12 protein-coding genes are annotated in these 12,251 nt (G+C 61.4%); 8 read left to right on the forward strand and 4 right to left on the reverse strand.

Annotation, left to right across the window (positions count from 1 at the left end; genetic code table 11):
* Positions 1 to 39: 39 nt before the first annotated feature.
* Positions 40 to 882: a transglutaminase-like domain-containing protein gene (locus AC24GY_RS07580; RefSeq protein ID WP_422320948.1), complete on the reverse strand. Its 843-nt coding sequence runs from the start codon at positions 880 to 882 to the stop codon at positions 40 to 42.
* Between the two features lie 49 nt (positions 883 to 931).
* Positions 932 to 2,113: a formate-dependent phosphoribosylglycinamide formyltransferase gene (gene purT, locus AC24GY_RS07585; RefSeq protein WP_487681674.1), complete on the reverse strand. Its 1,182-nt coding sequence runs from the start codon at positions 2,111 to 2,113 to the stop codon at positions 932 to 934.
* 53 nt (positions 2,114 to 2,166) lie between these two features.
* Here purT and AC24GY_RS07590 point away from each other — a divergent pair, with 53 nt between their 5' ends.
* The 4 genes from AC24GY_RS07590 to AC24GY_RS07605 all read left to right on the forward strand — a co-directional run bounded on the left by AC24GY_RS07590 (position 2,167) and on the right by AC24GY_RS07605 (position 4,759).
* The gene (locus AC24GY_RS07590; protein ID WP_487681676.1) at positions 2,167 to 2,949 is read left to right on the forward strand and encodes a double zinc ribbon domain-containing protein; all 783 of its coding nucleotides are present in this window, start codon (positions 2,167 to 2,169) and stop codon (positions 2,947 to 2,949) included.
* 144 nt (positions 2,950 to 3,093) lie between these two features.
* Positions 3,094 to 3,930, forward strand: coding sequence for an acetyl-CoA carboxylase, carboxyltransferase subunit beta (gene accD / locus AC24GY_RS07595; protein WP_422320951.1), 837 nt, complete (start codon positions 3,094 to 3,096; stop codon positions 3,928 to 3,930).
* Between the two features lie 122 nt (positions 3,931 to 4,052).
* A complete protein-coding gene (locus AC24GY_RS07600) occupies positions 4,053 to 4,340 on the forward strand; it encodes a hypothetical protein (RefSeq protein WP_487681678.1) in 288 nt (95 codons plus the stop codon).
* Positions 4,337 to 4,759 carry a PIN domain-containing protein gene (locus AC24GY_RS07605; RefSeq protein WP_487681680.1) on the forward strand — a complete coding sequence of 141 codons (423 nt, stop codon included), beginning with the start codon at positions 4,337 to 4,339 and terminating at the stop codon, positions 4,757 to 4,759. The genes AC24GY_RS07600 and AC24GY_RS07605 overlap by 4 nt, the downstream gene beginning before the upstream one ends.
* 57 nt (positions 4,760 to 4,816) lie before the next feature.
* Here the strand turns inward: AC24GY_RS07605 and AC24GY_RS07610 are convergent, their stop codons facing one another.
* Positions 4,817 to 5,080: a hypothetical protein gene (locus tag AC24GY_RS07610; protein WP_487681682.1), complete on the reverse strand. Its 264-nt coding sequence runs from the start codon at positions 5,078 to 5,080 to the stop codon at positions 4,817 to 4,819.
* Between the two features lie 158 nt (positions 5,081 to 5,238).
* Positions 5,239 to 6,663 (reverse strand): aminotransferase-like domain-containing protein, encoded by a 1,425-nt coding sequence (locus AC24GY_RS07615; RefSeq protein ID WP_487681684.1) that lies wholly within the window; start codon positions 6,661 to 6,663, stop codon positions 5,239 to 5,241.
* Between the two features lie 196 nt (positions 6,664 to 6,859).
* On the opposite strand from AC24GY_RS07615, the gene AC24GY_RS07620 reads away from it, so the two are divergent.
* From AC24GY_RS07620 to AC24GY_RS07635, 4 genes are all read left to right on the forward strand, one after another.
* A complete protein-coding gene (locus AC24GY_RS07620) occupies positions 6,860 to 9,625 on the forward strand; it encodes a 2-oxoglutarate dehydrogenase E1 component (protein WP_487681686.1) in 2,766 nt (921 codons plus the stop codon).
* A 36-nt stretch (positions 9,626 to 9,661) separates the two neighbouring features.
* Positions 9,662 to 10,762, forward strand: coding sequence for a dihydrolipoyllysine-residue succinyltransferase (gene sucB / locus AC24GY_RS07625; protein WP_487681688.1), 1,101 nt, complete (start codon positions 9,662 to 9,664; stop codon positions 10,760 to 10,762).
* A 78-nt stretch (positions 10,763 to 10,840) separates the two neighbouring features.
* Entirely contained in the window at positions 10,841 to 11,737 is an 897-nt protein-coding gene (locus AC24GY_RS07630) for a DUF502 domain-containing protein (protein WP_487681690.1), read from the forward strand.
* A 4-nt stretch (positions 11,738 to 11,741) separates the two neighbouring features.
* Entirely contained in the window at positions 11,742 to 12,230 is a 489-nt protein-coding gene (locus tag AC24GY_RS07635) for an 8-oxo-dGTP diphosphatase (protein WP_487681691.1), read from the forward strand.
* The last annotated feature ends 21 nt before the right edge of the window (positions 12,231 to 12,251 follow it).

Below are 12,251 nucleotides of genomic sequence, written 5' to 3' on the forward strand. Positions count from 1 at the left end.
GCATTTCTCCGCAGAGAATGGTATTTGCGAAAAGACCGTCTAGTCTTCCATCAGCTTCACGGCCAGACGGCGCATGAACTGGCGTTCCGGCAGCATGACGAGGCGTTCGTAGGCCTCGTCGAGGTTGCGCAGGATGCGGAGCAGCGTGGCTTCAGCGGTGGCGGGCTCGTGGATGAGGTCTTCCATGCCGGGATTTGCGGCAGGGTGGTGCTTGGCCACATCGGCGGCCAGCATGAAGCGCCCGCGATTGAAGCAATCGACCAGCCAAGTCTTGTCGCGGTATTTGACGCGGGAGAGGAAATGGCCGGGGAAATTGCAGCCTTCGATTTCGAGGCCGAAGCGATGACCGAGGAGACGGTAGAGGCAGCAGAGGCTGATTGGATTGCCGAGGCCGGTGTCGAGCACCCAGAAGAGATTGCTGTTTGCGGGGGAGTAGTAGTCCTTGCTGTTGCCACGGAAACGGGTGACGCCGTTGTGCGAGGCAAAGAGCCATTGGGCCAGTTCATGCGCATCCATGCGGCCTTTTTCGGCAAAGGCTTCCTCTGTCAGTGCATCCAGACGTTTCGCCAGATCGGCGGACTGAGTTTTCCAGCCGTTCAGAAAGGCGGAGAGCTGGCTGAGGCCTTCCTCAAGCTGCGCGTCAGGACCTTCCATCCAGCGCCAGCGCATCCAGGTTTCTTCGAGTTCGGTGCGCCGTGCGGGTTCGAGCAACTGCGCGACGAGCTTTTCTTCCTCGGCAGACAGCGGGGTCTCCAAGCTTCCAATGTGCATTGGCAGCTCGCGGCGCATGCCGTTGAGCTCCTCCTGAACTGCGTGACGCACGACTTCGGAGTCGTCATCGAGCAGTTTGATGAGATGGCTCAGGTGAGCACTGGGAGGCATTTGGAGGTGATAACACACCCCGAACGCCGGACGCAATCATGAACTTGCACTACAATCGGATTTCCATCGCCTTGGCGGCGCGGTGGGCTTTGGCGCGGGCTTCGTTGATGTTTTCGGCGCGGGCGAGGGTGACGGCCATGCGGCGCTGGCCGCTGACACTGGGCTTGCCGAAGAGGCGGACCTGGGTGTCGGGCTCGGAGAGAACGTGATCGAGCGCGCCGAACTGGACTTTGGAGGATTCGCCTTCGACGAGAACGGCGCAGCTGGCGCTGGGGCCGTGCTGGTGGATGTTGGGGATGGGCAGGCCGAGGATGGCGCGGACGTGGAGGGCGAACTCGCTCAGATCCTGGGAGATGAGGGTGACGAGGCCGGTGTCGTGCGGGCGGGGGGAGACTTCGCTGAAGATGACGTCATCGCCTTTGATGAACATCTCGACGCCGAAGAGGCCGCGACCGCCGAGGGCTTCGACGATGGCACCGGCCATGTGTTCGGCGGCATCGAGGGCTTTCTTGGACATCGGATGGGGCTGCCAGGACTCGCGGTAGTCGCCCTTGATCTGGGTGTGGCCAACGGGGGCGCAGAAGGAGGTGCCGCCGACGTGGCGGACGGTGAGCATGGTGATCTCGTAGTCGAATTCGACGAAGCCCTCGACGATGACTTTGCCCTTGCCGGCGCGGCCACCTTCCTGGGCGTACTGCCAGGAGTGGGCGATGTCGTCGGCTGTTTTGACGACGCTCTGGCCCTTGCCGGAGCTGCTCATGATGGGCTTCACGACGCAGGGCATGCCGATTTTCTCAATGGCGGCGCGGAATTCCTCTTCGGTGGCGGCAAAGACGTAGGGGGAGGTTTTGAGGCCGAGCTCTTCGGCGGCGAGGCGGCGGATGCCTTCGCGGTTCATGGTGAGCTTTGCGGCGCGGGCGGTGGGGACGACACGGAAGCCTTCGTTTTCGAGTTCGAGGAGGGTGTCGGTGGCGATGGCCTCGATTTCCGGGACGATGCAGTCGGGTTTTTCCACTTCCACAAGGCGGCGGAGGGCCTCGCCATCAAGCATGGAGATGATGTGGCTGCGGTGGGCCACCTGCATGGCGGGGGCGTTGGCGTAGCGATCCACGGCGATGACTTCACAGCCGAGGCGCTGGAGTTCGATGACGACTTCTTTGCCGAGCTCGCCTGAGCCGAGAAGCATGACCTTGGTTGCGGAGGAGGAAAGGGGTGTGCCGATGCGTGCCATGGCTGCATTTAGGCTTGCAGTTGGCGGGCTTCAAATCGCATTTAGTCTGGAACATGTCCTTTCCCGGTCCTCCAGATCCATCGCGTGTGCAGCGGCTGATGCAGCCGGTGTGGCGGGCGTGGGTGGATCTGGTGTATCCGAGGCTGTGCTGTGTGTGCAAGGCACCGGTGGGGGAGGGGTGGTTTTGCGGGGGCTGCGCGGACGCGCTGCCGCTGGTGGAGGCGCCTTACTGCAACGTGTGCGGGGAGGTTTATGAGGGAGCGATTACGCAGGAGTTTCGGTGTGGAAACTGCAGCGGGCGGCGGCTGGAGTTTGAGTTTGCCGTGGCGGCCTGCCATGCGGAGGGGGTGATGCGGGAGCTGATTCACCAATTTAAGTACGAGCACCGCCTGCATCTGCGCGGGGCGCTGGCGACGCTGATGCTGCGTGTTTTGGAGGAGCCACGGCTGGCCGGGGAAAATCTGGGGGAGTGGCTGCTGGTGCCGGTGCCGCTGCATCGCAGCCGGGAAAAGGAGCGGGAGTTCAATCAGAGCTGGGAGCTGTGCACCCGGCTGTCCCGGCTGACGGGGATCCCGGCGGCGAAGGCGCTAGTGCGCACGCGGGAGACGGATCAGCAGGCGGGGCTGAGCCGTGAGGAGCGGCTGAAAAACCTGCGCGGGGCGTTTGCTGTACGGCCTGTGCGGCGGTGGCAGCGTCCGATCAAACTGCAGGGGCGGCGCATCCTACTGGTGGACGATGTTTTCACCACGGGGGCGACGACGAGCGAGTGTGCGCGGGTTCTCCGGCGGGTGGGGGGAGCAGAAAAAGTGGTGGTCATCACGACAACACGCGGCTAGGATCGGCCCCGCGTCCGACTTTGGCCGGGCCTGACAGTGTGAACGCCGGGTGGTTCTTCCTCCCTGCAACTCCTGCGACATGCAATTCGAGGAGGCGCACCATCAGGTCTGGAGATGCCGGACGCCCATACCGACTGACCTACCATGGGATTTTTCAAAAAACGCAACGTTAACGATTTAGGCGAAAAGAAGCGCGACATGCCGGAAGGCCTTTGGACGAAGTGCCCTTCGTGCAATGAGAGCCTCTTTGAGCAGGCACTGGCCAAAAACCTCCGAGTCTGCACGAGCTGCGGCTACCACTTCACCATCGCTTCGGACGAGCGCATCGCCAGTCTGGTGGACGAAGGCAGCTTTGTGGAGATGGACAAGAGCCTGGACTCCGTGAACGCCCTGGGCTTCAAAGGCTATCTGGACAAGGTGAAGGCCTACCAGGCCAAGACGGGACTGACCGAGGCGGTTGTCACCGGTCGTGCGAACATTGAGGGCGTTGCCGTCCTGGTGGCGATCATGGATTTCCGTTTCCTGGGCGCGAGCATGGGCAGCGTGGTGGGTGAAAAGATCACCCGCGCGATCGAAGCCGCCACGGCGGAGCGCAAGCCGGTCATCGTGTTTTCCGCCTCCGGTGGTGCGCGCATGCATGAGGGCATTCTGAGCCTGATGCAGATGGCCAAGACGAGCGGAGCGCTGGCCCGGCATGCCGAGGCGCGCCTGCCCTACATTTCCGTGCTCACGCATCCGACGACGGGTGGTGTCACCGCCAGTTTCGCGACGCTGGGAGACCTGATCATTGCCGAACCCAAATGCATGATCGGCTTTGCCGGTCCGCGTGTGGTGAAGGAAACCACGCATGCGGATCTGCCGCCCGGGTTTCAGACGGCGGAGTTCATGATGCAGCATGGCCTGGTCGATATGATTGTCGATCGCAAGGACATGCGTGCCACGCTGGCGAAGGTGCTGCGGTACATGGTGGGGGCGAAGTGAAGGAAGAAAGCTGAATTTGATCAATTTGAGCCGCGTGTGATTCGACTTTGTGCGGTGGCACCGAAGACGTCGATGCATGGGAAGCAGTTGCCGACGTTTTCAAATCGCTTAAGTTCACTCGCATGAACATGACCCTGCAACTCCCCGACGACCTGTGCACGGCGGCCGAGCAGCGTGCCGGAGTGGAGTCCAAGACGCTCTCGTCCTGGTTCACCGACTTATTGAGGCGTGAACTACGCAAGCCTCAGCCCTCCCCCGTTAACACCACGGAGACCGGTGGTCGCGTTTCTGAACTGCCGCTGCCGACCACGGCCATGCTTGGCGAGCTTTACGACGAGGCGCTCGCAGACGGTGACTTGCCTCTGATGCCGCGCACGCAGGACTCTGGCAGACCTAACGCTTTTCCATGAGCGAGGGGCTATTGCTGGATACCGTGGCAGTGTCCGAACTGCGCAAGGGGCCGAAGGGAGATGCTCGGTTCTTCAGCTGGCATCGTAGCATAGCAGCGGTGCCTGTTTTCATCAGTGTGATCACTCTGGTCGAGGTCCGCCGTGGCATCCTGCAGGTGGCCAGGCGTGACCCCGCCTTTGCTGGCAGGCTGGAGACCTGGTATCATGATTTCCTGCTGCCAAAGTTTGCTCTCACTCTCCTGCCCGTGGATGCCGCTGTTGCCAGTCAGGCAGCCGAGCTGCATGCCATCCGCACTTATCCTGATCACGATGCACTCATCGCCGCCACTGCGCTCGTGCATGGGCTCACCCTCGTTACTCGCAACGAATCTGACTTCATTGGAACTGGAGTCACTGTCGTGAATCCCTGGCAGCCATGATCATGCCATTTGCAAAGGCCGGCAGGAATCCTGACGGGCTGTGTCAAGGGTATTGCTTTACAGTCCGAAGGTGAGCCAGAGGGTGAGGTGGATGAGGCCGACGTAGACGAGCCAGGTCTGGGCGAGGCCGTAGGTGAGGGAGCCGCTGGTTTCGCTGGGGGTGTCGGTGGAGCGGCCAAACAGGCGGTCTTGGTTGCGGTAAAGGAGCACGCCGAGAGGGATGAGGATGATGAGGCCAATGATGCCGATGATTTTGAGGCCAAGGAGGCCTTCGGGTGACATGACGGCGAACACGGGAGCGAGCGTGAGGTGGGGGTTCATGGGGTGAATCTTCTCACGGGCTGGCAATGTGGGTAGATACAGATGGGGGGAAAGGGGGGCGGTACAGAGGGAGAGTTGACGATGGTTTACGGTTGTTGCCGGAGGTTTGCGGTGTTGGAGATGCCCGGCCCTAGTGAAATACTTTGGTGGGGATTCACCTATTGAACCTGGCGTTTGGCGAGGGTGCCGAGGGTGCCGAGGGTGTGGATGGCGGCGGCGAGGCGGGGGGACCAGGGGAGGCCGCAGGAGATGCGGATGCAGTGGGTGTAGCGGGGTTCGGGGGAGAAGAGGTGGCCGGGGGCGATGCTGATGCCTTTGGCGAGGGCGCGGTCGTAGAGGTCGATGGCATCGACCTGCGGGGGCAGGGTGACCCAGAGGAGGAAACCGCCCTGAGGGGAGGTGACGGTGGTGCCGGCGGGGAATTCCTCCAGGATGGCGCGGCGCATGCGGGTGACGTTCTCTTTATAAATGGTGCGGACGCTGCGGAGCCAGTGGTCGTAGCCGCCTTCGGCGAGGAAGCCGGCGATGGCGAGTTCGGGGAGGGTGGCGGTGGCGAGGGTGTGGGTGAGTTTGGCCATGCGGACGGCATGGTAGTAGCGGCCAGGGACAACCCAGCCGACGCGGTAGCCGGGGGCGAGGGTCTTGGAGAAGGAACTGCAGTAGAGGACAAGGCCGGAGTCGTCGTAGGACTTGCAGGTGCGGGCGTGTTTGGGGCCGAAGGGGAGCTCGCCAAAGACGTCGTCTTCGATGAGGGGGATGTCGTGCTGTTTGAGGAGGGCGACGAGGCGCTGCTTGGTCTCGTCCGGCATGGCGGCGCCGAGGGGGTTGCTGCAGGCGGGCAGGGCGATGCAGGCGTGGACGGGCTGGGTTTTCAAGACGCGCTCGAAAACATCGAGCCGCAGACCGTGATGGGAGTCGGTGGGGATTTCGAGAGCGCGGAGGGAGAGGGCCTCGAGGACGTGGAGGATGCCGAAGTAGGTGGGGGTCTCGACAGCAACGACGTCCCCCGGTTTGGTGACGGCGCGGAGGCATAGCATGAGGGCCTCGGTGGCGCCGCAGGTGGTGATGATGTCAGCGGGGGCGACGACGGCACCGCCTTTGAGCATGCGTTTGCTGATCTGGCGGCGGAGGAGCTCGGAGCCGGGGGGGAGGTCGTACATGACGCCGCGGGCACCGGCGTGGCGGGCTTTTTCGGCGAGAATGCGGTTGAGTTTGACGGTGGGAAGGATGTCCGGGCTGGGGACGGCACCGCCGAGGGCGAGCAGATTGGAGGAGGCGACGGCGTCAAAAAGGCTGGCGTGGCGGTTGCCGAGGCTGCCGGACATGGGGACGCGGGGCGGGCCGGGGAGATCGAAGAGGGCATGGGGCGGGGCTTTGACGAAGAAGCCGGACTTGTGCCGGGGCTCGACGAGGCCGGCGGATTCGAGCTCGACAAAGGCCTGGACGGCGGTGCTCATGCTGACGCCGTGCTGATCGCAGATGGCGCGGAGGGAAGGGGTGCGCTCGCCGGGCCGCAGGACGCCGTCGTGGATCATTTTGGCCACGGTGTCGGCGAGGTGTTTATAGAGCGGCGGCGGGGGCATGTGGTTGTTTGCCGTGGTTGGCGGTGGTTTGCGATTGTTTTTCGAAAGGGGAGTGGTGCTAAGAAAGGGGGAGGTTTATTTTAAAAAGGTGGGTAGCCTGGGCAAGGGATGGGGAAGCACCCGCAAAAAGGGCTGGAAATGTTCCTTTCCGCATTTGCACTCGTAACGAATGGGAGCATTCTGCTCATCCCCCCTCATGAGTGCTACATTGCCGTACCGCGCAAACGCGGATTTCCTCGAGTCCAAATACGCGGACTGGAAAAAAGATGCTGGTTCCGTCGAACCACTTTGGTCATCGTTTTTTGAAGGTTTCGAACTGGGCATGGCCCGTCTCCCCACGAAAGGCACGGAAACGGCCGGTGGTGATGCGGCCCCGCTTTCAGAGAAGACTCTCAATTTCCGCATGCGAGTTTCGAACGCGCTGCAGAGCTTCCGTGCGCTGGGCCACACCGCCGCGCACCTGGATCCGCTGGACAAGGAAGGGCCTGAAGTTCCCGGACTGACACTGGCGGGCCTGGGATTCACGGCGGACGAGCTGGAGGAGGATGTGCAGACGCACCTGTTCCGCAACGGGCAGCCGATGAAGCTGAAAACGATGCTGGCGGAACTGCAGCGCAATTATTGCGGCAAGACGGGCTTTGAGTTCATGCACATTCACCACCCTGAGGTGCGTGCATGGCTGCTGGACCGGATTGAAGGCCGTAATCTGGATGCCAAGCCGGCGGCCCAGGATCAGATCAACGCGCTGCGCTGGCTGCTGGAGGCTGAATCGTTCGAGCGCTTCCTGCACCGTCGTTTCGTGGGGCAGAAGCGTTTCTCCGTCGAGGGCGGCGAATCGATGCTGGTGGCACTGGAGACCCTTCTCGAAGCTCTGCCAGCCGCCGGCGGCAAAGAAATCATTCTGGGCATGGCCCATCGCGGACGCCTCAGCGTGCTGGCCAATTTCCTGCGCAAGCCGCTGGAGTATCTCTTCTATGAGTTCAGCGAGAACTATGTGCCGAACATGGTTTCCGGGGATGGTGACGTGAAGTACCATCTGGGCTTTGAAACGGTGAGGCAGACCAGCAGCGGTGATTCGGTCGGGGTGATGCTTGCGCCGAATCCGAGCCATCTGGAAGCCGTGGATCCTGTGGTCGAAGGCATGGCGCGTGCGCGCCAGCGTGCGCTGAATGACACCAAGGACCGCAAAAAGGTGATCCCCGTGCTCATTCATGGTGATGCGGCCTTTGCCGGCCAGGGCCTCGTGGCTGAAGTGCTGAATCTTTCCCAGCTGCCCGGCTACCGCACCGGCGGCACGGTGCACATCATCGTGAACAACCAGATTGGTTTCACCACGATGCCGGAAGATGCCCGCAGCTCCGACTATTGTACGGACGTGGCGAAAATGATCGAAGCGCCCGTGTTCCATGTGAACGGGGACTGCCCGCTGGAAGTGATGAATGCGACGAGACTCGCGTTTGAATTCCGCCAGACTTTTGGTCGTGACGTGATCGTCGACATTGTGTGCTACCGTCGTTACGGCCACAACGAAACTGACGAGCCCGGATTTACGCAGCCGAACATGGCGCGTGCGATTGCCGAGCATCCGTCCACGGCGACGCTGTTCCGCCTGGATCTGGCAGCCACCGGAGTGCTGGATGAAGCCGGCGCCGCCGCGCTGCAGCGCGAGCTGGATGACGAACTGGAGCAGGGCATCACGACCCTGGCGGATCGTGACAAGAACGCCGAAGGCGGCAATCCCTTTGAAGGCAGCATGGCGATGCCGCAGCCTGCCTATGATTACAATCCGGTGAAAACCGGGGTGGAGCTGACGACGCTTAAAACGATCGGCGAGCGCCTGCTCGAAGTGCCGGAGGAGTTCAACCTGCATCCGACGATTGCGAAACGCTTCCTCGCAGCGCGCAGGAAGGCCATCGAGGCGGGTGAAGGGATTGACTGGGCCTATGCGGAATCGCTGGCCTTTGGCACGCTGCTCACCGAAGGCCACGGCGTGCGCCTGAGCGGGCAGGATGTGCGACGCGGCACCTTCAGCCAGCGTCACAGTGTGTTTTATGATTCGCAGACCCGGGAGCGCCACATTCCGCTGAACAATCTGGCTGCGGAACAGGGCCGTTACTGTGTGTACAACAGCCTCCTTTCTGAAGCTGCGGTGCTTGGATTTGACTACGGCTACTCGCTGCTGACCAGCAATCTGCTGGTGTGCTGGGAGGCGCAGTTTGGCGACTTCGTGAACGGTGCGCAGGTCATCATCGACCAGTTCATCGCGAGTGCGGAAAGCAAATGGCAGCGCCCGAGCCACATCACGCTGCTGCTGCCGCATGGTTACGAAGGCCAGGGGCCGGAGCACTCCAGCGCAAGGCTTGAGCGATTCCTGCAACTTTGCGCCGGTGGCAACATGCAGGTGTGCAACTTCACCACTCCCGCGCAGTACTTCCACGCGCTGCGCCGCCAGATCAAGCGCAGCACGCGCAAGCCGCTGGTCGTGATGACGCCGAAGAGCCTGCTGCGTCATCCGCGGTGCGTGTCCAAGCTGAGCGACATGGCCGAAGGCACGACCTTCAAGGAAGTGCTGGACGACGAGAATCTGCTGGCTGCGCCGGAGCGCATCACGCGTCTCATTCTGTGCAGCGGCAAGATCTATTATGACCTGCTCGCCTTCCGCGAGGAGCACAAAATCAAGAACGCCGCCATCATCCGCATCGAGCAGCTTTACCCGCTGAACTACGAGATGCTGAAGGAGATCGTCGCCAAGTATCCGCGTGCGCAGAAGAAGTGGATCTGGTGCCAGGAGGAGCCGCGCAACATGGGCGCCTTCTACTACATCCGCCCGCGTCTCGAAGAGCTTTCCAACCACAAGCTGCGCTACTCCGGCCGGGAGCGCAGTTCCAGCCCCGCCGCCGGTTCCAAAGCCATCCACACCCTCGAGCAGGAAAACCTGGTCGAGTCGGCATTCAGCGTGTGATTTGTACAGACATAGATTTTCTCCCACTACCCCGTCATGCCCTCAGACATTAAAATACCCGCACTCGGCGAATCCGTCGCCGGTGGTCAGATCGCCAAATGGCACTTCAAAGAAGGTGACATCGTCAAGACTGGCGATGTCCTGCTCACGCTCGAGACCGACAAGGTTGCCGCTGAAGTCACCGCTGAAAGCAGTGGTGCCCTGCACATCAGCAAGCAAGCCGGTGAAGATGTCGAGGTGGGTGGCGTGGTGGGCCAGATCAACGAAAATGCGACCGCTCCTGCTGCGAAGGCCGAAGCTCCGAAGCCAGCCCCAGCCGCCGCTGCTCCTGCGCCTGCCGCCAAGGCCGAGCCGGAAAAGCCTGCGAACGTTACGGAATTCAAAGTGGTGCCGAAGCCTGAACCCGCGCCTGCGCCAGTGGCCAAGGCTGCACCGGAAGGGCGTGTCACGCGCAAGAAGATGAGCCCGCTCCGCAAGAAGATTGCGGATCAGCTCGTCAGTGCGCAGCGCACGGCCGCCATTCTCACCACGTTCAATGAATGTGACATGAGCAATGTGATGGCGCTGCGTTCGAAGCTGCAGGACGCCTTTGTGGCGAAGAACGGCGTGAAGCTCGGCTTCATGAGCTTCTTCATCAAGGCGGTGGTGGAGGCCCTCAAGGCGGTGCCGCAGGTCAATGTGCGAGTTGAAGGAGAAGAAATCGTGCAGCAGCACTTTTTTGACATCGGCGTGGCCGTGGGTACGGAGCGCGGCCTGATCGTGCCGGTGCTGCGTGACGCGGACCAGAAGAGTTTTGCGGACCTTGAAAAAGACATTCTCGGCTACGCAGCCAAGGCCAAGGAAGGCAAGATCCAGGTCAGCGATCTGACCGGCGGTGTTTTCACCATTTCCAACGGCGGTGTTTACGGGTCCCTGCTCAGCACCCCGATCATCAATCCTCCGCAGAGCGCGATCCTCGGCATGCACAGCATCCAGCAGCGCCCGGTGGCGGTCGATGGCCAGGTGGTGATCCGCCCGATGATGTACCTCGCGCTCAGCTACGACCACCGTGTGGTGGATGGCAAGGAAGCCGTGTCGTTCTTGATTCGCATCAAGGATTGCATCGAAAACCCGGCCAGAATGCTGGTGGGCGCGTAATATCTGCACGAGTGCAGATATTATTGCTGAACAAAGCTGCTGCCATACGTTCTCATCTTCACAGTGAAGCTGTTTTAAATGGCATTTGAGACCCCCAGTACGATTCCGATGACCGAAGCGCCTGCGCCGAAAGGCTGGGGCGTGTGGTTGCGGAACAAGTTTCTGGCGGGGCTGGCGCTGGCGCTGCCGCTGATCATCACGTTCTGGATTTTGTCCTTTGTCTATGACCTGCTGCACGCGTGGAGCAAGCCGGTGCTGGGGCAGGCGGTGAGCCTCGTCAATGAGTTCAGTGACGAGCCGATCCTGAACATTGAGGACCCGAAGCTGGAAAGCCTCACCAATTTTATTGGTTTCCTGTTTTCGGTGCTGGCCATTCTGGGTCTTGGCTTCATGGCCACCAACGTGATCGGCGTTCACATTGTCACCGCCGTGGACAAGCTGCTGCTGCGCATTCCGCTGGTGGCGGTGATCTACCGGCCGCTCAAGCAGGTGATCGACGCCTTTCGCAGCCTGGGCGGCACGAAGCAGAATTTCAAGCGGGTCGTGTACATTGACTATCCGGTCCCCGGCATGCGCATGATCGGTTTTGCCACCGGACAGTATTGTGATCCGCAGACAGGAAAGGCGATGACCTGCGTCCTGCTGCCCACGGCGCCGAGTCCGATGACGGGCATTCTGCTGGTGGTGGATTCCGAGAAGATCACGGATGCGCCGATCACGATTGAAGAGGCGATGAAGATGATCATTTCCGGCGGACTGGTTTCGCCGCTGAATGCCGTGGCACCGCTGAATCAAAAACCACCGGCGGCCCCCCTGCCTGAGCAGCTGCCGGTGCCTGAACCTGAGTTCGAGCTGCCTGCCGGCCTGCCGCGTGCGGAGGATTTTGATGCGGGAGACACGGAGATCCTGGCGCAATCCATGGACATCAAGAGTGGAAAACGCTGGCTGCGTGCCCTGCCATGGAAGAAACGCTGAGTCCATGGTGATCACCGACTGGAAAACTTGGGAGCCGGGCGTTCGTGCGACACTGATGTTCGTCATCGATGAGGCAAAGCGCGAAGTTTTGCTCATTCGTAAAAAGCGTGGCCTGGGTGCCGGCAAGATCAACGGTCCCGGAGGCAAAATGGATCCTGGTGAAACCTCGCTGCAATGCGCGGTGCGTGAAACGCAGGAGGAACTTGGAGTGACCGCGCTGAATCCGGTGCATCACGGTGAGCTTTGGTTTCGGTTCGTGGATGGTCTGTGCATGCATGTGGATGTGTTCGTGGCCACACAGCATGAGGGTGAGGCGGTGGAAACACCCGAGGCGGTTCCGCTCTGGACCTCGCTGGATGCGCTGCCCTTTGATGAAATGTGGGCGGATGACATCCACTGGCTGGCGCAGACCTTGATCGAACGCCGGCGTTTCATGGGGCGGTTCACCTTTGATGACGACACCATGCTGTCGCACGAAGTGAAGTGGTTGTGATATAGGTTAACGCAATTAATT

This window comes from Prosthecobacter sp. Pr1 (genome assembly GCF_057652315.1).

Bases quoted from the DNA above. Each gene is read 5' to 3' on its own strand.
- AC24GY_RS07580 (WP_422320948.1), bottom strand. From the start codon at position 882: ATGCCTCCCAGTGCTCACCTGAGCCATCTCATCAAACTGCTCGATGAC.
- purT (WP_487681674.1), bottom strand. From the start codon at position 2,113: ATGGCACGCATCGGCACACCCCTTTCCTCCTCCGCAACCAAGGTCATG.
- AC24GY_RS07590 (WP_487681676.1), top strand. From the start codon at position 2,167: ATGTCCTTTCCCGGTCCTCCAGATCCATCGCGTGTGCAGCGGCTGATG.
- accD (WP_422320951.1), top strand. From the start codon at position 3,094: ATGGGATTTTTCAAAAAACGCAACGTTAACGATTTAGGCGAAAAGAAG.
- AC24GY_RS07600 (WP_487681678.1), top strand. From the start codon at position 4,053: ATGAACATGACCCTGCAACTCCCCGACGACCTGTGCACGGCGGCCGAG.
- AC24GY_RS07605 (WP_487681680.1), top strand. From the start codon at position 4,337: ATGAGCGAGGGGCTATTGCTGGATACCGTGGCAGTGTCCGAACTGCGC.
- AC24GY_RS07610 (WP_487681682.1), bottom strand. From the start codon at position 5,080: ATGAACCCCCACCTCACGCTCGCTCCCGTGTTCGCCGTCATGTCACCC.
- AC24GY_RS07615 (WP_487681684.1), bottom strand. From the start codon at position 6,663: ATGCCCCCGCCGCCGCTCTATAAACACCTCGCCGACACCGTGGCCAAA.
- AC24GY_RS07620 (WP_487681686.1), top strand. From the start codon at position 6,860: ATGAGTGCTACATTGCCGTACCGCGCAAACGCGGATTTCCTCGAGTCC.
- sucB (WP_487681688.1), top strand. From the start codon at position 9,662: ATGCCCTCAGACATTAAAATACCCGCACTCGGCGAATCCGTCGCCGGT.
- AC24GY_RS07630 (WP_487681690.1), top strand. From the start codon at position 10,841: ATGGCATTTGAGACCCCCAGTACGATTCCGATGACCGAAGCGCCTGCG.
- AC24GY_RS07635 (WP_487681691.1), top strand. From the start codon at position 11,742: ATGGTGATCACCGACTGGAAAACTTGGGAGCCGGGCGTTCGTGCGACA.